This is a genomic window from Pseudophaeobacter sp. A-200-2 (assembly GCF_041008815.1).
Lineage (GTDB): Bacteria > Pseudomonadota > Alphaproteobacteria > Rhodobacterales > Rhodobacteraceae > Phycobacter > Phycobacter gallaeciensis_A.
In genome coordinates, this window is the sequence record NZ_JAXGFU010000003.1 from 150392 (window position 1) to 169555 (window position 19164).

The 19164-nt window shown below is 63.4% G+C and carries 20 protein-coding genes; 1 reads left to right on the plus strand and 19 read right to left on the minus strand.

The genetic code is table 11. The features are described from left to right. Positions 1–22: 22 nt before the first annotated feature. From SM766_RS05625 to ruvC, 16 genes are all read right to left on the minus strand, one after another. The gene (locus SM766_RS05625) at positions 23–1699 is read right to left on the minus strand and encodes a formate--tetrahydrofolate ligase (protein ID WP_065273725.1); all 1677 of its coding nucleotides are present in this window, start codon (positions 1697–1699) and stop codon (positions 23–25) included. A gap of 187 nt (positions 1700–1886) precedes the next feature. Further along, on the minus strand, positions 1887–2462 hold the full coding sequence (locus tag SM766_RS05630) for an MOSC domain-containing protein (protein WP_368947185.1): 576 nt from the start codon (positions 2460–2462) through the stop codon (positions 1887–1889). A 298-nt stretch (positions 2463–2760) separates the two neighbouring features. Next, positions 2761–4674, minus strand: coding sequence for an ATP-dependent zinc metalloprotease FtsH (gene ftsH / locus SM766_RS05635; protein ID WP_065272678.1), 1914 nt, complete (start codon positions 4672–4674; stop codon positions 2761–2763). 75 nt (positions 4675–4749) lie between these two features. Continuing rightward, positions 4750–6003, minus strand: a complete 1254-nt coding sequence (gene tilS / locus SM766_RS05640) for a tRNA lysidine(34) synthetase TilS (protein WP_368947186.1) — start codon at positions 6001–6003, stop codon at positions 4750–4752. Then, positions 6000–6845, minus strand: coding sequence for a tol-pal system protein YbgF (gene ybgF, locus SM766_RS05645; RefSeq protein ID WP_368947187.1), 846 nt, complete (start codon positions 6843–6845; stop codon positions 6000–6002). Before ybgF ends, tilS begins: the two co-directional genes overlap by 4 nt. A 4-nt stretch (positions 6846–6849) precedes the next feature. Next, positions 6850–7356, minus strand: a complete 507-nt coding sequence (gene pal, locus SM766_RS05650) for a peptidoglycan-associated lipoprotein Pal (RefSeq protein WP_065272677.1) — start codon at positions 7354–7356, stop codon at positions 6850–6852. A 108-nt stretch (positions 7357–7464) separates the two neighbouring features. Continuing rightward, on the minus strand, positions 7465–8805 hold the full coding sequence (tolB, locus tag SM766_RS05655; RefSeq protein ID WP_368947188.1) for a Tol-Pal system beta propeller repeat protein TolB: 1341 nt from the start codon (positions 8803–8805) through the stop codon (positions 7465–7467). Further along, entirely contained in the window at positions 8802–9947 is a 1146-nt protein-coding gene (locus SM766_RS05660) for an energy transducer TonB (protein ID WP_368947189.1), read from the minus strand. The genes tolB and SM766_RS05660 overlap by 4 nt, the downstream gene beginning before the upstream one ends. Before the next feature lie 15 nt (positions 9948–9962). Further along, the gene (gene tolR, locus SM766_RS05665) at positions 9963–10481 is read right to left on the minus strand and encodes a protein TolR (RefSeq protein ID WP_368947190.1); all 519 of its coding nucleotides are present in this window, start codon (positions 10479–10481) and stop codon (positions 9963–9965) included. Between the two features lie 3 nt (positions 10482–10484). Beyond that, positions 10485–11180, minus strand: coding sequence for a protein TolQ (tolQ, locus tag SM766_RS05670; RefSeq protein WP_065272673.1), 696 nt, complete (start codon positions 11178–11180; stop codon positions 10485–10487). A gap of 107 nt (positions 11181–11287) precedes the next feature. Then, positions 11288–11674 carry a tol-pal system-associated acyl-CoA thioesterase gene (gene ybgC / locus SM766_RS05675; protein WP_274867032.1) on the minus strand — a complete coding sequence of 129 codons (387 nt, stop codon included), beginning with the start codon at positions 11672–11674 and terminating at the stop codon, positions 11288–11290. A gap of 67 nt (positions 11675–11741) precedes the next feature. Then, on the minus strand, positions 11742–12299 hold the full coding sequence (gene thpR / locus SM766_RS05680) for an RNA 2',3'-cyclic phosphodiesterase (RefSeq protein WP_368947191.1): 558 nt from the start codon (positions 12297–12299) through the stop codon (positions 11742–11744). Between the two features lie 18 nt (positions 12300–12317). Then, the gene (locus tag SM766_RS05685; RefSeq protein ID WP_368947352.1) at positions 12318–12977 is read right to left on the minus strand and encodes a hypothetical protein; all 660 of its coding nucleotides are present in this window, start codon (positions 12975–12977) and stop codon (positions 12318–12320) included. Between the two features lie 338 nt (positions 12978–13315). Continuing rightward, complete coding sequence (ruvB, locus tag SM766_RS05690) at positions 13316–14347, minus strand: Holliday junction branch migration DNA helicase RuvB (RefSeq protein WP_274827841.1); 1032 nt, start codon at positions 14345–14347, stop codon at positions 13316–13318. A gap of 137 nt (positions 14348–14484) precedes the next feature. Beyond that, positions 14485–15177, minus strand: coding sequence for a Holliday junction branch migration protein RuvA (gene ruvA / locus SM766_RS05695; protein WP_065272668.1), 693 nt, complete (start codon positions 15175–15177; stop codon positions 14485–14487). Continuing rightward, positions 15174–15671, minus strand: a complete 498-nt coding sequence (gene ruvC, locus SM766_RS05700) for a crossover junction endodeoxyribonuclease RuvC (protein WP_274831316.1) — start codon at positions 15669–15671, stop codon at positions 15174–15176. Before ruvC ends, ruvA begins: the two co-directional genes overlap by 4 nt. 349 nt (positions 15672–16020) lie before the next feature. Between ruvC and SM766_RS05705 the strand changes: the two genes are divergently transcribed. Further along, positions 16021–16239: a DUF1127 domain-containing protein gene (locus SM766_RS05705; protein ID WP_065272666.1), complete on the plus strand. Its 219-nt coding sequence runs from the start codon at positions 16021–16023 to the stop codon at positions 16237–16239. A 162-nt stretch (positions 16240–16401) separates the two neighbouring features. Here the strand turns inward: SM766_RS05705 and SM766_RS05710 are convergent, their stop codons facing one another. From SM766_RS05710 to SM766_RS05720, 3 genes are all read right to left on the minus strand, one after another. Further along, entirely contained in the window at positions 16402–16746 is a 345-nt protein-coding gene (locus tag SM766_RS05710; protein ID WP_274827725.1) for a hypothetical protein, read from the minus strand. A gap of 110 nt (positions 16747–16856) precedes the next feature. Further along, positions 16857–17729, minus strand: coding sequence for a 50S ribosomal protein L11 methyltransferase (locus tag SM766_RS05715; RefSeq protein ID WP_368947192.1), 873 nt, complete (start codon positions 17727–17729; stop codon positions 16857–16859). A gap of 101 nt (positions 17730–17830) precedes the next feature. After that, on the minus strand, positions 17831–19066 hold the full coding sequence (locus SM766_RS05720; RefSeq protein WP_274834521.1) for an MFS transporter: 1236 nt from the start codon (positions 19064–19066) through the stop codon (positions 17831–17833). Positions 19067–19164 lie beyond the last annotated feature (98 nt).

The following is a 19164-nucleotide window of genomic DNA, read 5'->3' on the forward strand; positions in this document are numbered from 1 at the left end:
CGCAGATTGCGCAATTTGCGCCTTAGAACAAGCCTTCGATCTGCCCTTCGGCATTCAGATGGATGTTTTCCGCCGCAGGGGTGCGGGGCAGGCCCGGCATGGTCATGATCTCACCGCAGACAACCACGACAAACCCGGCGCCCGCAGAGAGGCGGACCTCACGCACCGGAACCGAGTGGCCGGTGGGCGCGCCGCGCAGGTTGGGATCGGTCGAGAAGCTGTACTGGGTCTTCGCCATGCAGACCGGCAGGTTGCCATAACCCTGATCTTCCCAGAGTTTCAGCTGATCGCGGATCTTCTTGTCGGCCAGCACTTCGTCGGCGCGGTAGATGCCCTTGGCGATGCGCTCGATCTTCTCAAAAAGGGTCAGCTCATCGTTGTAGAGCGGTGCGAACTGGCTGACGCCGCTGTCGGCGATTTCCGCCACGCGGCGGGCCAGATCGGCAGAACCTTCCGAACCCAGCTCCCAGTGACGCGACAGGATCGCTTCGGAGCCCTGGGTTTCCACGTAGTCCTTGACCGCCTGGATTTCCGCATCGGTGTCGGTGACGAAGTGGTTGATCGCGACGACAACCGGCACACCAAAGGATTTCAGGTTGCCGATGTGACGGCCGAGGTTGGCGCAGCCTTCCATCACCGCTTCGACGTTTTCGGCACCAAGATCTGCCTTGGCCACGCCGCCGTTCATCTTCATCGCGCGCACAGTGGCGACCAGCACAACGCAGTCGGGTGCGATACCGGCCTTGCGGCACTTGATGTTCATGAACTTCTCGGCGCCGAGGTCCGCACCAAATCCCGCTTCGGTCACAACGTAATCAGCAACTTTCATCGCGGTCTTTGTCGCGATGACAGAGTTACAGCCGTGCGCGATGTTGGCGAAGGGACCGCCATGAACAAAGGCCGGGTTGTTTTCCAGCGTCTGCACCAGGTTCGGCTGCATTGCGTCCTTCAGCAGCACCGCCATGGCGCCTTCTGCCTTGATATCACGGCAATAAACCGGGCTGCGGTCGCGGCGGTAGGCCACGATCATGTCGCCCAGACGCTTTTCCAGATCCTGCAGGTCGTTGGCCAGGCACAGGATCGCCATCACTTCGGAGGCCACGGTGATGTCGAAACCACCTTCGCGCGGGAACCCGTTGGCAACACCGCCGAGCGACACGTTGATCTGGCGCAGGGCGCGGTCGTTCATGTCGACAACGCGGCGCCACTGGACGCGGCGGATGTCGATTTCCTGCTCGTTGCCCCAGTAGATGTGGTTGTCGATCATCGCGCTCAGCAGCGAGTGTGCCGAGGTGATCGCGTGGAAGTCACCGGTGAAGTGGAGGTTCATGTCCTCCATCGGCACGACCTGCGCGTAGCCACCACCAGCGGCGCCGCCCTTCATACCGAAGTTCGGGCCAAGCGAGGCTTCGCGGATGCAGACCATGGCGTTCTTGCCGATCTTGTTCAGACCATCGCCCAGCCCCACGGTGGTGGTGGTTTTGCCTTCGCCCGCCGGGGTTGGGTTGATCGCGGTCACCAGGATCAGCTTGCCATCGGGTTTATCCTGCACCGAGTTGATGAAGGACTGGCTCACCTTGGCCTTGTCGTGGCCGTAGGGCAGCAGATCGTCATGCGACATGCCCAGCTTGCTGCCGATGTCCTGAATGGGGAGCTTCTTCGCTTCGCGCGCGATTTCGATGTCACTCTTGTAGCTCATGGCCTGGTTCCTGACCTGTTTCTGTCCGTTGACCGGCTCGCGGGCCGGAGTTGACCAAGACTTAGCCAGACTGCGGCAAATGGCGCGCGTGATTTCCGACATTATCGTGTCTTGAAGCGGCGTAGGGCGAATTCGATCGGAACTTCGGGTGTCCGAAAGGAACGCATTGTTCCTTTCGGGCGCGGCTTCAGGGCGCCCAGGCGCGCTGATCCGGTACAAAAACCGTCAGATCATCCCCGATTGAGAGCCGACCCGGACGTTCTACCCAGGCGGTGATTCCCCGTCGGTTTTTCGCCGCAGGTTTGAATTTCGCGCCGTAACCGCCATGATCCTTTTCGATCTCGCGCCCCGGCAGCACGCAGGGGCGGTTCTCCATATCCACGGTCAGGGTGGTGCCATCCGGCCCCTGCAGCCGGGAACTGGGCGGGATGAAGGTGAAATCGGGAATACCGCGCAGCACCAGGCTGGCACCCAGCCAGGCCGGGTCGATCTGCTCCAGCCCCATATCCGCGGCAATCAGTGCCAGTTCTTCCTCAGAGAGAATGGTCAGCTGGCGCACGTTGCGGATTTCGGTGCCGGTGGGATAGAGGTTCTTCACCCGCACACAGGAGGGACGCAAACTGCCCTCGTGACGCTCCCCCGCGATGCCGTCAAAGCCGAGGTCCAGCGTCTGCTGTGGAATCGCTGCAAGCACCTCTCCTGCCGGAACCTGTCCCATCCAGACAATCTCTCCGGTGAATTCGGTTTCGCGCAAGACTGGCATGTGAGGACTCCCCTGTACTTTATCCGCTTTGCACTACCGCTTTCGCAGGGCACAGCGCTTTTGCCGAACCATACACGCTAAGCCCCGAACTGCCAGAGAGAACCATGGGCTTCATCGAGGGAGGCGGTCGGGGTCGGATCGCAACGCGATCCGATCCGGGCGCTGGGGCGCCGGGCAGCACGGCTGTCCGGCGCCCCAGCGCCACCCCCAACCCAACCGGCCCAGTCCAAACAAATGCCCACTGCTGCAAAGAAAAAGACCCGGTCAAAGACCGGGCCTTCTAAATTCAGGAAGCGCCTCAGGAGGACGGTTCCGGCTCCATGCCGCCCTCGGGCGGGGTTTTCTTCGGCTTGGCCTTGGGCACTGCGGTGACCGAGGCACTACCCTGATCGGTGTCGTCGCCTTCGTCCTCTCCAGAATGCGGCGGCTCACCGCCCATGACGCGCTTGATCTCATCGCCGGTCAGGGTTTCGTATTCCAGCAGACCCTGCGCCAAACGTTCCCATTCGTCGTGATGATCGGTCAGGATCTTGAAGGCGCGGTCATAGCCCATCTGGATGAACTCGCGTACCTCTTCCTCGATCAGTTCCTTGGTATGGGCGGAAACAGAGAAGCCGGTGGTGTTGCCACTGTAACCTTCGTGCGCCTCGGCATAATCGATATTGCCGACCTTTTCCGACATACCCCAGCGCATCACCATGGCGCGGGCCAGCTGGCTGGCCTGCTGGATATCGCCGGCCGGGCCGTTCGAAACGTGGCCTTCACCGTATTTGATGATTTCGGCGGCCTTGCCCGCCATGGTCATCGCCAGCTTCTGCTCGCACTCATCCTTGTGCCAGTTGAGCCGGTCCATCTCGGGCAGGCTGACAACCATGCCCAGGGCACCGCCGCGCGGAATGATCGTCGCCTTATAGACCGGATCACACTCGGGCAGCTTCAGGCCAACAACAGCGTGGCCCGCCTCGTGATAGGCGGTCTTTTCCTTCTGATCCGCCGTCAGCACCATCGAGCGACGCTCGGCGCCCATCATCACCTTGTCCTTGGCGTTCTCAAAGTCTTCCATGGTGACAAAGCGGCGGCCGACGCGAGCAGCCATCAGCGCAGCCTCGTTCACGAGGTTCGCCAGATCCGCACCGGAGAAGCCCGGGGTGCCGCGCGCGATGATACGCATATCCACGTCGGGGCCCAGCGAGGTCTTGCGTGCATGCACGCCGAGGATCTTTTCGCGGCCCTTGATGTCGGGGTTACCGACGGTGACGTTGCGGTCAAAGCGGCCCGGACGCAGCAGCGCGGGGTCAAGAACGTCCTTTCGGTTGGTCGCCGCCAGGATGATCACGCCTTCGTTGGCTTCAAAACCGTCCATCTCGACCAGCAGCTGGTTCAGCGTCTGTTCGCGCTCGTCGTTACCGCCGCCATAGCCGGCGCCACGATGGCGGCCCACGGCGTCGATTTCGTCGATGAACACGATGCAAGGCGCGTTCTTTTTCGCCTGTTCGAACATGTCGCGCACACGGGATGCACCGACACCGACGAACATTTCAACAAAGTCCGAGCCCGAGATGGTGAAGAAGGGAACGCCTGCCTCACCCGCAATCGCACGGGCCAGCAGCGTTTTACCAGTACCCGGAGGGCCTACCAGCAGCGCACCCTTGGGGATCTTGCCACCAAGACGCGAGAATTTCTGCGGGTTGCGCAGGAATTCCACAATCTCTTCCAGCTCTTCCTTGGCTTCATCGATACCGGCAACATCGTCAAAGGTGACGCGGCCGTGTTTCTCGGTCAGCATCTTCGCCTTGGACTTGCCAAAGCCCATGGCGCCGCCTTTGCCTCCGCCCTGCATCCGGTTCATGAAATAGACCCAGACACCGATAAGCAGCAGGAAGGGCAGCAATGTGATCAGGAACGACTGGAAACCCGACTGCTGCTGTTTCTCAGCCCGCACCGGGATGTTGTTCTCGATCAGCATCGAGGTGACTTCCGCGTCCCCCGGCTTGATGGTGACATAGCTCTGGCCATCGGATGTGGTGAAACGAACCTGCTCCCCGTCAAGGGTGACGGTGCTGACCTGCCCGCCTTCGACGGCGGCGACAAAGTCGGAATAGGTGCGCTCACGGCTCTGCATGGTGCTGCCCGACCCGCTGAACAAATTGAACAGCGCGAGGATCAGCAGAAACAGAACGACCCAGAAGGCGATATTGCGTGCATTACCCAAGGAAAATCTCCCAATATTCGAGGCGACGCGTAGATCGCCCACGTTGCGCTTAAAATAGGGAACATTCGGTCAGGTTCAATGCGATAAAAAGGATGCAAAGAACTCTTCTTCGCTGCAGGTCAGCTCTGCCGTACATCCCGGCGCCGGTCTCACCAGCGGTGCGGCAACCAGATCGGCCCCGCGCCACAAAGCAGGGGTAACCTCCAGCACTGGTCCGGGCAGACCGGTTTCCCGCCAATCCGGACAGAGCTGCAGCCCCTCTGCCCCAAGGGCACGCACCTGACAATCATCTGATTTTACGCAATTAATTCCCCACCGCCCATCCCAGACCTGCCCAACTTCCGCAATCTGGCCACGTACGGCCTGCGCTTCGCGGCAGATCCAGACACGGCCCCGGCGGCACAGGATGCGCCCACCAGCAAGGGTAGCCGAACCGCCGGTACGGGCGGTTTCCAGCGCTGCCATCATCGGCGCGCGCCGCGGCGGATAGGTGCCGCCAGAAACCCATTGCAGCGCCGCCCGCAGCAACCGGTGGGCAATTTCATCCGGCAGATCCGCAAGAAAGGCCTGTTCCACAGCAACTGCGCCCGCCTGGAACGAAAACCCCTCCTGCGCCGCCGATAGTGCATAGTGATCAAGCGTTTGCCGTGCCTGTTGCATATTTCTTGCAACAAGCGACAGCGCACCGACGCTCAGGCCCAGCTCTTCCAGCATCGGCAGGGCCTGACGCAGCCGTACGCGTTCGAATCGCCTATCCTCATTTGACGGGTCGTCGACCCAAGGCACACCTTCGGCGCGCAGGTAATCACGCAGTTCGTCCCGACGCAAAGACAAGAGCGGACGCAGCAGCGTCAGATCCTCAAGCTGCCGCACGGCGGACATTGCTGACAATCCATCCACGCCAGAGGCCCGCGTCAGCCGCATCAGCACGGTTTCCGCCTGATCGTCTGCCGTATGACCCAGCGCCAGTGCGGCAATGCCTTGGCTGCGCGCCCAATCCCGCAGCAGACCATAGCGCGCCTGCCGGGCCTGATCCTGCAGGTTGCCAGCGCCGGGTCCCTCGACCCAGTGCAGAATATCGTGTGAAAGTCCAAGGCCCGTGGCCAGCGCCGCAACCCCTTCAGCCTCGGCGGCCGAGGCTGCGCGCAATCCGTGGTCCACCGTGACCGCGTAGAGTTGCACCCCTTCGGGAGTCAAAGCGCGGTGTAGGATGTGAAGAAGCGCAACCGAGTCGCTCCCCCCGGAAACAGCAACCCCCAGCCGGTCTGGCAGGGGGTGTGGAATCTGGGCGCGAACGCCTGCAATGATATCCGCCGCGTCTTGCGTCAAGAACAGCCCAGCGTGGCCATCTCCGCCTCGGCACGGGCCACCGTATCATTGCCGGGGAACCGTGCGTTGACTTCGGAGAGGGTGATGCAGGCCTGATCGCGCTGGCCCAACCGGCCAAGAGCGGCACCCAGCTCGAACAACGCCTCGGGGGCCATCGGGCCAACCGCATCGCCGGTAAAGGACGCCAGATAGGCCCGCGCCGCCTCACGCGTGTCGCCCAGACCATCCATCGCCTTGCCGCGATGGAAATCGGCCTTTGCCGCCAACGGGCTACCCGGATAAGCGGCATTGAAGGCCGCGAATTTCTCGGCGGCGTCCTGATAGCTGCCTTCGTCCAGCGCCTGCTTCGCGGCATCGAAATCGGCGCGCTCGCCCACCGCCAACTCGCTGGCATCACCCGGCACAGGAACCGGAACAGAAGTCTCGATGCTTGCCGCCTCGGTATCCCCGCCCAGCGTCGAGGTTTCACCCAAGGCACTGATGTCGCCGCCTTCCAATTCGACCAGACGGAACTCCAGATCGCCGATCCGGTTGGTGCCATCGGCAACGATCCGGTTGATGCGGTATTCCAGCTGTTCGGTCTGGGCGGTCAGGCGCTGCAGCTCGGTTTCGATCGCCTCGACCCGGTCCAGCACCGAACTGCCTGCCAGATTGGTGGCAGGTGCGCCGGTGGTGGACAATTCGCGCGTCAGACGCTGGATTTCCACGTGCAAGACGGTCAGCTCCTGCCGGATATCGGCAAGTGTCTGCTGGTCCTGCGCTGCTGCGGGCAGCGACCCGAACAGCGCTGCAACGGCGGCCGAGGCAATCAGGGAGGCGCGGATCCGGCGGGGTAGCTGCATCGCCTTACCCCGTCAGGCCGCTGGCCAGAACGGTCACGGCGCGGCGGTTCTTGGCATAGCAGCTTTCGGCCGAACAGATCTCAAGCGGGCGTTCCTTGCCATAGCTGACGACCTGGATCCGGTTGCCCGCAACCCCTTGGGAAATCAGGAACTCCCGCGCAGAATTGGCCCGGCGCGCACCAAGCGCAAGGTTGTATTCCCGGGTGCCCTGCTCATCCGCGTGGCCCTGGATCGTGACGTTGTAATCGGTATTGGTCAGCAGCCAACCCGCCTGCCCGCGCAGGACCTCTTCAGCGGCAGGCGACAGGCTGGACTGATCCACCGCGAACAGCACCCGGTCACCGATGGCCTGCTGGAAATAAGCCGGGCTGGTGGGGTCTGAAACCGATCCCGCTGCACCGGCGCCCGCGCCGCTGCCATCGCCGAACCTGGTGTCGTCCCAGGAGGCGTTGCTACAGCCAGCAACCCCAAGGGCCGCGACCACCAGAAGTGCCTTTTTGAAACCGCTCATGCTCATTCCCTACCCCTTTACGTTTCTTGCTGGCAGCCTACCACATGTCGGATCAGGCAGCCATGCCGGTATTTATGCCCCGTTGACCATCGCGTTATGGTCCGGGCCTCAGTTCTGCAGCGGCGACCAGGCCGGATCCGATGCCCCGTCGGGGGTGCGGACCGGCTTCAGGTTGCGCCCAGTGATATCCACCGAATAAAGCAGCGCCCGGCCGCTCGCCCCTTGGGTTTCGCGGGTGAACATGATCACCCGGCCATTCGGGGACCAGGTCGGCCCCTCGTCCAGGAAGGACGCCGTCAGCAGGCGTTCCTCGCTGCCATCGGTGCGCATGACGCCGATATGGAAACGGCCTTTGCTTTGCTTGGTAAAGGCGATCAGATCGCCGCGCGGCGACCACACCGGGGTGCCATAGCGCCCGGTGCCAAAACTGATCCGCCGCGCCGCGCCCCCCGCTGCGGGCATCACGTAGAGCTGCGGCGCGCCAGAGCGGTCGCTTTCAAACACGATCTGGCTGCCATCCGGCGAATAGGAAGGCGCCGTTTCGATCGACGGTGCGTTGGTCAGGCGGGTGCGTTTTCCGCTGGCGATATCCATCGTGTAAATGTCGGTATTGCCGCCTTGGGATTGTGAATAGACCACAGTGCGCCCATCGGGGGCGAAACGGGGTGCAAAGCTCATGATGCCATCGTCCGCCGACAGGATGCGGCGCTGCACCTTACCCACGTCCAGCACGTGGATCTGCGGAAAGCCGGTCTCGTAACTGGTATAAAGCACCCGGTCGCCGGTAGGCGAAAACCGCGGCGCCAACACGATGGCATCGCTGTTGGTCAGATACTGCACGTTGGCGCCGTCATAATCCATGATCGCCAGCCGTTTGCGGCGGTCGTTCTTGGGGCCGGTCTCAGACACAAATACCACCCGGCTGTCGAAGTAGCCGCCTTCGCCGGTGATGCGGCTGTAGACGGCATCGGCCACCTTATGCGCCATGCGCCGCCAGCCATCGGTGGTGCCGGAAAACTGCAACCCGCCGCCAAGCTCGCCTTCGGAAAACACATCATAGGCGCGGAAACGCACGGTCAGACGCTTGCCCTTGACGCTGACTGCGCCGGTGATCAGCGCCTGCGCATTGACGGCCTTCCAATCAGCAAATTTCACAGCGTCGTCAAAGGCGGAAACCTTGGAAATATGCGCCGAGGCCGGAACCTCGCGGAACAGGCCAGTGCCGCTCAGATCCGCAGCCACCACCCGGGCAATCTGCGCCGCGTATTCGCGCGCTGCCGGGTCGTCTGGAATGAAATCGGGCACCGCATAAGGCAAGGGCTCGATCACGCCCTGATCGATCTCGATCCGCAACGGCCCGTTTTGCGCCAAGGCAGACCCGTTCAACGCCAGAACGGCGCCGCAGAATGTCAGGCCAATCAGAGCCAGGCGTGCCAGATAGGTCTTCATTTGATCCGCATCCTTTCGGGATTGAATGTCATCTCAATATCACGCCATTGCGCATATTTTTCAGGGGGAAGTTGAAATCCTCGTGAACCGCAGCGGATAATTGCCCGCCGGGCGGCCTCATATGCCTGTTTTGCCGCCGTTGCCGAGCCGCCGGTGCTGGACAGCATCCGGATCGAGCCGCTGTCGGGTCTGCCATCCTGCGCGAGGGAGACCCCGACGACCACGGTGGTCTTTAGCGCCTCGGTCGATAGCGAGCCGACATTCCAGCATTGCGACACCGCGACCCGCAGGGCGTCTTTTTCGCCCGAGGTCAGCGGCGGGCCAGAGGGTTCCGGCGCCTCAACATCCGCGCCGCCGGACAGCGCAGCGGCAAGCGCATCCTCCACAGCAGAAGGGTCCACCTGCGGCTGGGTGTCTTCGGTCTCAACCGGCGTCGGCGCCGCTTCAGGCTCCGGCTCCGGCGCCGCCGCGCGGCGTATCGGGCGCCCACGGGGCCGCAGGGACTGCTCGGGCGCGGTCACGGTCTGCTCGTCGCTTTCGTTCTCTTCGGTCACGATACGGTCGCTGGCGGCCTCGGGGGCGGTGGCCTCCTGGACTTCCTGCTCTGTCTCGGCACCGACTTCGGGGGCGACTTCGGGCTGTTCGATCTCATCCACTGCCGTGTCCGGCTCGGGCGGGGCCACCGGTACCGGGGCGACCCGGTCCACCGGGCGCTGCTGCTGTACCTCGGGCTGCGGCGCCACCAGCGCCGTTGTCTCCGGCGGCTCAGGCACGCCGGGCGCCGTGTCCGGCACCTCGGGTTCGGCAGGTTCCGGGGGCTGTTCGGGCGTTTCTGCCACCACCGGATCGGGGATTGGCGGGGACAGAGGCTCGGGTGTGGGGGCCTCCGGCTCTGGCCGCTGCTGCGGCGGCAGGGACACCTCGGGCGCGGCGCTCTCTTCCGGCGGCTGCAGCGTGCTGGCCTCGGGCGCCACCTGCGGCGCCTGCCGCGTCTGGCTGAGGCGCTCGAATTCCTCGGCGCTGATCAGAGAGACCTCCTGCACCTCGAACGGCAACGGCTCGGACGGGAACCAGGCGCCAAATGCGACCCAGCTCAGCAGCAGCCCATGCCCCGCAAGAGAGATCTTGGTTCCGGTCTGCACGCGTCGTGCCCCCGCCTATTGATCCGGGCCGCCGCCCGACACGCCATCTGCCGCACCCGCAGGTGCACCATCCAGCGCCGGACCACCCACGTCGGTCACCAGGCCCACGTTGGAAAAGCCGCCCGCATTGAGCGCCCCCATGATCTGCATGACATCGCTATAGGCAATCGCCCCATCGGCGCGCAGATAGACCCGGTCAGAGCTGCGCTCGGCCGCGATGGCGCGCAGTTTCACCACCAATTCGTCCCGCGCAACCGAGGTGGTCTGGATCTGGATATCGCCGCCTGCGGTCATGGTGACGGTCAGCGGCTCTTCCTCATCGCCGGGCAAGGCGCCGGCAGCGGTTTTCGGCAGATCCACCGGCACACCCACCGTCATCAGCGGCGCGGCCACCATGAAGATGATCAAAAGCACCAGCATCACATCGACAAAGGGCGTGACGTTGATTTCGGCCATCGGCTGCACCCGGCCGCGACGGCGGCCCCGGCGGCGCCCGCCCGATCCCGAAGACGACTGTTGAACAGCGGCGCCCATGGCTCAGGAATCCAGCTGACGGCTGAGAATGGTAGCGAATTCATCGGCAAAGGCTTCATAGCCGCCAAGGATCCGGTCACTGTCCGCGCTCAGCTTGTTGTAGAAGATCACCGCCGGGATGGCGGCCAGAAGGCCAAGGCCCGTTGCCATCAGCGCCTCGGCAATACCCGGCGCGACAACGGCAAGGTTGGTGTTCTGCTGTTCGGCGATTTCGATAAAGGCAGTCATGATGCCCCAGACGGTGCCGAAAAGACCGATAAAGGGCGCCGTAGAGCCGACGGTGGCCAGCACTGGCAACCCGCTTTGCAGGGTTTCTGCCTCCTTGGCGATGGCCACATCCATCGACCGGTCAATGCGCGCCTGCGCGCCGGGGATCAGCCCGCCATCGCTGCGATGGCTGCGGCGCCACTCTGCCATACCAGCGGCAAAGATCCGCCCCGATGGCCCGGCCGGATCCGGCCCCAGCTGATCGAACAGCCCGTCCAGAGGCTCACCCGACCAAAAGGCGGCTTCAAAATCCGCCGCTTCGGCCCGTGCCTTGCGATAGTTGATGATCTTCTGGATGATGATGCCCCAGGACCATACCGAGGCGGCGATCAGCATCAGCATCACCAGTTTCACGGTGATCGTGGCCCGCGCGAATAGGCCCCACATAGAGAAATCAATCTCCTGCGCCAGCGCCAGAGTTTCTGCTTCCATTTGCCTGCTCTATCGTTTCCGGCCATCTGCCTGCGGCCTTGATTGAGGCAACGCTAGCGCAGTTCACACGGAAAAGCCAATGAAACAGGCGTGACAGAGGCTCCAGCCTAGAGCAATGCGCGAATCTCTGCCGGCAGGCGTGTGGGACGCCCATCCGCCGCGGTGACGCAGACCGCCGTGACCACCGCCTTGAACAGGGGCGTGTCGCCGCGCCGCACCAGCTGCCGCATCGTAAGTCGCGCCCCGGTCAGTTTTTCCACCTCGGTTTCCACCATCAGCTCATCCTCGAACTTGGCAGGCGCCAGGTAATCGGCTTCGATCCGCTGCACCACCCAGATGAGACCGGCATCGCGCATGGCATTCTGGTCATTGCCAAGCTTGCGCACCCAGTCGCTGCGCGCCCGCTCGATATAGCGCAGGTAGTTGGCGTGATAGACGATCCCGCCCATGTCGGTGTCTTCATAGTAGACCTGTACCGGGAATTCATGCGTCATGATCTGCCCTTCCTCGCGATTGCCCGCACCCTAGGGCGCCCCCCTCAGGCCAGCAAGCCCCCGGCCTTTATGACGGTGCGGGATCTTCCAAGGGGTAGTCCGCCAGCACCTCATAGCGCGCACCATCCGGCGTCAAGGTCGAGCGGAACAGCGCCATCCGGTCGATCTGCATCTCTGGCAGCGAGAAATCCCCCTGCGCCTGCAGGAAGGCGCCAAGGCGCTGCGCCCTGTGCTCCGGCATCTGGCGGGGAAACCGGGCAAGGGTGATATGCGGGCGGAACCTTTCGCGCGGCAGGTCGATCTCCGCCCGCTCTGCTGCCCGCCGCACCTGATCGCGCAACCGGGACAGGTCGGGATCCGGTGCAACCGCAGCAAAAAGAATACGCGGCACACGACCGCCAAACAGATCCAGCCCAGTGATCCGCAACCTCAAGGGCACCACCGCAATTCGCGTCAGCTCTTCATGCAGCAGCTGCAGTGCGAAATCGGGCTGATCGTCCAGAAAGGCCAGCGTTAGATGCAGATTGTCCCCAGGCACCACGCGCCCCACCGGGATCTCCTCTTGCAGGGTCTCCAGCGCCAGAATGGCCTCCTCTGGCAGTGACAGCCCGACGAAGGACCGCATGGCGCTGACCTCCCCTCTCTATTGCACAGGTGTGTCCGGCGGCGGCGCCTGAAGACGCGCAAACAGGCGCAGCGCGTGCGAGGCATCATCCGCAGCCACCGGCATCATCCGGTCATAGGCGGCGGCGATCACCCCGGCGATCTCGGGGCGCAGGATGGTGGCGCCGGTTTCCGGCAGCACCGCCAGCGGGGACCTGTCGGCAAAGGCGCCCTCGCCCCACATCAGCATCACCTGCACCGCCTGCGTCAGCGCCAGGGTTTCCGCAGGCATCCGCGCCAGTTCGCCTTTCATCCGCAGGAAGACGAACCCGGCCTGGATGGCACCCTGATCATCAAACCGAAAGGCGCGGTACTGGCTGGCATCCGCCGCCTTGAGCCGCCCCACCAGAGGATCCAGATCCGGGATCAGACGGCCCAGATCCGGAACTTCCAGAAGCTCATCCCACTCGCGGAAGAAAAAGAACATCAGATTGGCGCCCAGCTCGGGATCGGTCTCGGCCATCTGGTGCCCTGCCAGCGTCACCACGGCTTCGAGCGCGCCCTTGACGGTCTTCAGCGTCTCCTCTTCGACACCAAAGACGATAGGTGCAATCGGTCGGCCCCAGCGGGCAAAGGCATAGCCGCCGCCGGGGCGGGAAAACAGCGCTTCGATCTGCTCCGGTGTCAGGTTCAGTGTCATGATGGCGGCTCCGTCGGTCATCCCAGTCTCGCATCGGGGCCGTCTATGCCTGCAAGAAAGCTGAACGGCAAGGGGCAGCTCCCGCGCCCGCAGGACCCCGGCTGCGCCGATGATCCTGACCGGCCTTGGGCCCGGCGCCGCTGTCGCGGCGCGGTTGCACCATCCGCGCACGCCCCCTTTTTCGGGTCAAGGGACGCGCCAGCGGCCACGCGGTACGCGTGGTTCACCCTTGAGGCGGAAAAGGGGAACACACAATAGAAAAGGTTCCTGAGGGACAGATCTGTCCTTCAGGAACCTCTCAGCAGCTTCTCGCGCCGCGGCAGCGGCGCCCCGCCCCTTCAGGAAAACAGATCGCTTTGCGATTTCGGCGGTGCAATCCCCAGATGCGTCCAGGCCTTCTGCGCCAGCATCCGGCCACGCGGCGTGCGCTGGATCAGCCCCTGCTGCAACAGGAAGGGCTCGATCACCTCTTCCAGCGCATCACGGCTTTCGCTCAACGCCGCCGACAGGGTTTCGATACCCACCGGGCCGCCCGAATAATTCTCGGCAATCAACCGTAGGTAACGGCGGTCGGCACCATCTAGGCCCAGATTATCGACACCAAGCCGGGTCAGCGCGCCATCGGCCAGCTCCCGGGTGATGGTGCCATCGCCCTCGACCACCGCAAAGTCCACCACGCGGCGCAAGAGCCGCCCGGCGATCCTGGGGGTGCCGCGGGCGCGCCGCGCGATCTCCCGCGCGCCGGCCTCATCCGCCGGGGCGCCCAGCTTGCGGGCGTTGCGGGTGACGATCTCGTGCAGCTCTTCCACGGTATAAAACTGCAGCCGCGTGGGAATGCCGAACCGGTCCCTGAGTGGCGTGGTTAGCAGGCCCATCCGGGTGGTGGCCCCAACCAGAGTAAAGGGCTGCAATTCGATCCGCACGGTGCGGGCCGCCGGGCCTTCACCAATGACGAGATCCAGCTCGAAATCCTCCATCGCCGGGTAAAGCACCTCTTCGACCGCCGGGTTCAACCGGTGGATCTCGTCAATGAACAGGACGTCCCGCGCCTCCAGATTGGTCAGGATCGCGGCCAGATCGCCTGCCTTGGCCAGCACCGGGCCAGAGGTCATGCGGAAGTTGACGCCCAGCTCGCGCGCCACGATCTGCGCCAGCGTCGTCTTGCCAAGGCCGGGAGGCCCGTGAAACAGCGTATGGTCCATCGCCTCGCCGCGGCGGCGGGCGCTTTCGATAAAGACGCGCAGGTTGGCACGCGCTTCGGCCTGACCGATGAACTCGCCCAGACCCTGCGGGCGCAGGGCACGGTCGCCATCGCCTGCACCGTCTTCGGGCAATGGATCAGGGCGCAGAGTGGGATCGGCGTCAATCATTTCGGCCTCGCAGGCTATCATTCGCACGCTCCCATCCGGTCGACAGGCCGGACAGTGCCCGGCCGCCCCCCCGGGCGGGCACTTCGTTTCCACCCGTGGCCGGGCACTGCGCTTTGTGCTTCACTGCCATTCTTCGTTCACCCTTTGGGCGCCAGCAGGCGCAGCGCGGCGCGGATCAGCTCCGCCTCTCCGGCTTCCGGCTCTGCTGCTGCGGCCTCGGCCACGGCAGCGGCGGCATCCGACGGCCCATAGCCAAGGTTCCCCAGCGCAGACAGCGCCCCAGCCGAGGCTGCAGCAGCTCCGCTGGGCTGTTTCTGCTGTTTCTTGCGCGCGGGTTTTGCCGCGGGTGCGGGTTCGCCCGTTTCCACCACCGCGTCCAGCTCAGGCCCGTCCATTGCCTCGGTGACGGTCCCGCCCATGGCCATCACACCGGGCGCCTTGTCCTTCAGATCGAGCACGATGCGCTGCGCGGTCTTGGGACCGACCCCCTTGGCCGCCTTGACCGCTGCCCAGTCACCAAGCGCAATGGCGCGGCTGACCCCATCTGGCCCGAGCGCGCTGAGGATGGCCAGCGAGACCTTCGCCCCGACCCCCTGCACCGAGGTCAGCAGCCGATGCCATTCCTTTTCCACCAGCGAGGTAAACCCGAACAGCTGCATCAGGTCCTCGCGCACCAGGAGTTCGGTATAAAGCGCCACCGCCTCTCCGACACCGGGCAGTGCCGCCATGGTCCGATCCGAGCAATAGACAATATAACCAACGCCGCGCACGTCGATCAGCACGTGGTCCTGGGCGCGGTACTCCAACCGTCCGGTGAGTTTTCCGATCATGCCCGCACCTCCTTCAGGACCCGCTGCTGCGTACCCCCGTAATAGGCGTGACAGATGGCAATCGCCAGCGCATCGGCCGCATCCGCGCCCTTGGGCGCGCAGCCGGGCAGTTGCAGTTTGACCATATGCAGGATCTGCCCCTTGTCCGCATGTCCGACGCCAACCACCGTCTTCTTCACCCGGTTGGGTGCGTATTCCCCGACCGGCAGACCGGCCTTGGCCAGGGTCAACAGCGCAACGCCGCGCGCCTGCCCCAGTTTCAGCGTACCGGCGCCGTCCTTGTTCACGAAGGTCTGTTCGATCGCGGCCTGATCGGGGCAATAGGCGGCGATCACCTCGCTCACCTGATTGTGGAGCGACAAAAGCCGCTCTCCCAGATCATCCCCATCTGACTGGCACAGCCCGTTCGCCACATGTGACAGGCGCGTGCCCTGCGATTCGATAACGCCCCAACCGAGGGTCCGCAGCCCCGGGTCGATTCCCAAAATCCGCATGCTGTGACCGGTCCCTGCTCATTGGTTCGAATTGTTTTGAAGATCCACTAGCACAAAAGGCGAACATATCCAAACGCTTTCGCCTTGGGCCGCCCAAGGGCGCGCACACCGGAGACGGCGCAAATCGGTAAATTCGGGTTCGAAAACGCCCTCTCGATGTCGGGCTGCGACATCCGCTGGCGTAAACACTGCAAAACGGAGGAGAGCCCTTATTTACAAGGCCAAAAGCCATGCAAAATTTGCATGGAGCCATGCAAAAATCGACCTTGCTGCCGACGGATTTCGCCTCTACCTGCCGATTAACGTCACACGGCGCATCACAGTAACACATACCCAAGAGGACAAGGATATGGCTGCATTCGACACCACCCGCACCACCTATGGCTCCGTCGGCCTGTTTGGCCGTATCGGCGGCCTTCTGACCACCACTCTGGCCTCTGTCGTGGCCTGGAATGACGCGCGTGTAACCCGCAAGGCGCTGTCCGGTCTCAGCGACCGCGAACTGGCCGACATCGGCATGTGCCGCGGCGACATCGACGACATTGCAGAGGGCAAGCCGGTCTTCTGATCGCCTCCCTTGACCTGACTGACGCTCTTTTTCCCTCAGGGCGCACAGTAAGCCGCCGCGGACCACCCTGGTCTGCGGCGTTTTTCGTTTGAATTCAGGAATGTGTCGGCACCCGCCGCCGCAACCGATACAGGCGGCAGGGAAAACGCGCGATACCGCTATTCAGTGCAGATAGGGGCGGAGTTTTTCTCCGATCAGCATGGACACCGGCTCGGCTTGCATCAGAAAGGCACCGGCCCGCTCGACCGCGACCCCTTTGGACAGGTCCGCCACCCGTGCGTCGTAGCTGGCGAACCCCAGCGCCGCCATCAGGAAACCCTTGAACAGGAAAAAGGCGCAGAGGAAAAACACCACCGCGCGCGGTGTGATCCGCGAGCGTATCTGGCGCGGTGCCACCACGATCAGACCGTCCGAGCGCACCCGGGCGGAATAGCCAGCAGACATGTCGTTGTGCTTGCCTTCAAGGCGCCGCAGACGCGCCTGGAATTCTTGATGTTGCTTGCCCATAACACGAGCCCCCAAAACCTACTGGCCCCCACCAGCGATTGAGGCAGTATGCGCGCGAAATGTGGCAAGTTTTGGGCGGATACTTAAAATAAGAGGTAAACTTAGCTCAATCAGCTCTCTTTCTGCAGCAAGAGCGTCGTCCATTCACCGATTTCATCCCGCCGCCGCAGGGTCAGACCGTTCTCTGCGTAGACCGCGATCACATCGTCCGCCTGCTCGTTGAGGATGCCCGACAGGATGGCAAACCCGTCCTTGCGCAGGTTTGCTGCGATATCCGGGGAAAGCGCCACAAGCGGGCCTTTCAGGATATTGGCAAAGATCAGATCATAGGGCGCCACCGCCTTCAGATCCGGGTGATCAAAGCCTGCGGCCTCAAGACAGGTCACCTGCCCGCCCATGTCATTGGCCTTGAGGTTCGCCTCGGCGACCTCGACAGCGACCTGATCGATATCGCTGGCCATGAACTGCCCGTCCCAGACCCGCGCCGCTGCCATGGCCAGAACCGCGGTGCCGCAGCCGATGTCGGCCACCTTGGCGCCAGTAAATCCGGTGTCGATCAGATGATCCAGCGCCCGAAGACAGCCCAGCGTGGTGCCGTGGTGGCCGGTGCCGAATGCCATTGCCGCCTCGATCAGGAGCGGGATCTTGTCCCCCGGAACCTTGTCCGCATCATGGCTGCCGTAGACGAAGAACCGCCCGGCCTCGACCGGGGCCAGTTCGCGGCGCACATGGGCAACCCAGTCGGTTTCCGGCAGTTCGGAGACGGCAAAGGGTTTCGCCTCATGCATCGCTGCCAGCAGCGCAAGACCGGCCTCATCCGGGGCTTCGGTGAAATAGCCGCCAACCTCCCACAGGCCCGATCCGTCCTCGACCTCGAAGACACCGATACCGGTCGGTTCCGGGGTCAGACGTTCCATCGCATCGCCCAGCGCCTCGGCTTTGGCTTTTCCGGTGAGGGTGGTCAGGGCGGTGAAAGTGGGCATGGCGGGTCTCCAGGATGTGCTGTACAGCGCCTAGGCCCCGCAGACGGTCCCGTCAAGCGTAAGGCGCGCAGGTCGACAGGCACGCCTGCCTCAGCCCGGCCTCACTCAGCCGGGGCGGCAGCGGTAAACTTGCTGAACACCGTCTCGTTACCCGGCTCGGGATGGCGCGGGATCAGGCAGGCCAGCGTCAGCGAGATCAACGCCATCGCCGCCGCCAGACCAAAGACCGCCGCCGGAGAGATCACCCACAAAAGACCAAGCAGGACCGGCAGGAAGACCGCCGCGATATGGTTGATGGTAAAGGCAACCGCTGCGGTGGGGGCGATATCGCCGGGATCGGCGATCTTCTGGAAATAGGTCTTCAGCGCCAGCGCCAGCGCAAACAGCACGTGATCGATGACATAAAGCGTCGCCGCCAGAACGACGCCCCAACCGAACCAGTAGATGCCGCCATACATGGCAAAGACCACGGCCAGCCCGGCGTATTCAAAGATCAGGGTTCGCCGTTCACCGAATTTAGCGACAAACCGGCCCAGCAGCGGCGCCACGGTCATGTTGATCACCAGGTTGATCAGGAACAGGGCGGTGACTTCATGCACCTCGAACCCAAATTTCTCGACCATCATGAAGCCGGCAAAGACGACAAAGATCTGCCGCCGCGCCCCGGCCATGAATTGCAGCGCATAATAGAGCCAGTAGCGGCGGCGCAGGATCAACTTTTTGACCTGCGGGTGCGGTGCCTCGAATTGCGGATAGACCATGAGGCAAACCAGCGCCAGCAGCGTCGTCACCCCGCCTGCGCTCATGAAAACGACGTTGTAGCTGAGGTTCAGCGGCTCCCACAGCAGGACAATCAGCCCGTAGACCACCAGCGTCGCCGCCGATCCAGCGGCAAGAAGCCAGCCCAGAATCTGCGGCGCCCGTGCCTTTGGCAGCCATTGCAACTGCAACGACTGGTTCACCGTCTCGTAGTAGTGAAACCCGATCGAGGACAGCATGGTGATGGTCAGGATCCCGCCCAGCGAGGGGAACCAGGCGGTCACCGCTGTCGCCGCACCGAGGAGCATCAGCGACACCAGCCCCAACACCTGTTCACGCACCAGCAGGATCACTGCGATCACCCCGATGGCCAGAAATCCTGGGATTTCCCGCACCGTGTGAAGCAGGCCGATGTCGGCGCCGTCGAACTGAGCCACCTCTATGACAAAGTTGTTGAGCAGCGCATTCCAGGCATTGAAGGCAATCGGCATACATAGCGCCATGACGAACAACAGCGTGGTCGGGCGACGCCAGCGCGGCATATTGCGCGCGGTCTCTATCGGGACGGGATTGAACATGGGTCAAGCATGTACGCCCCTTTGCCCGCTCTGGCGAGAGCAAAACCGCCCGTGCACATCTGATCTGCATCAATGCAGCGCCTCTGATTTATACATAT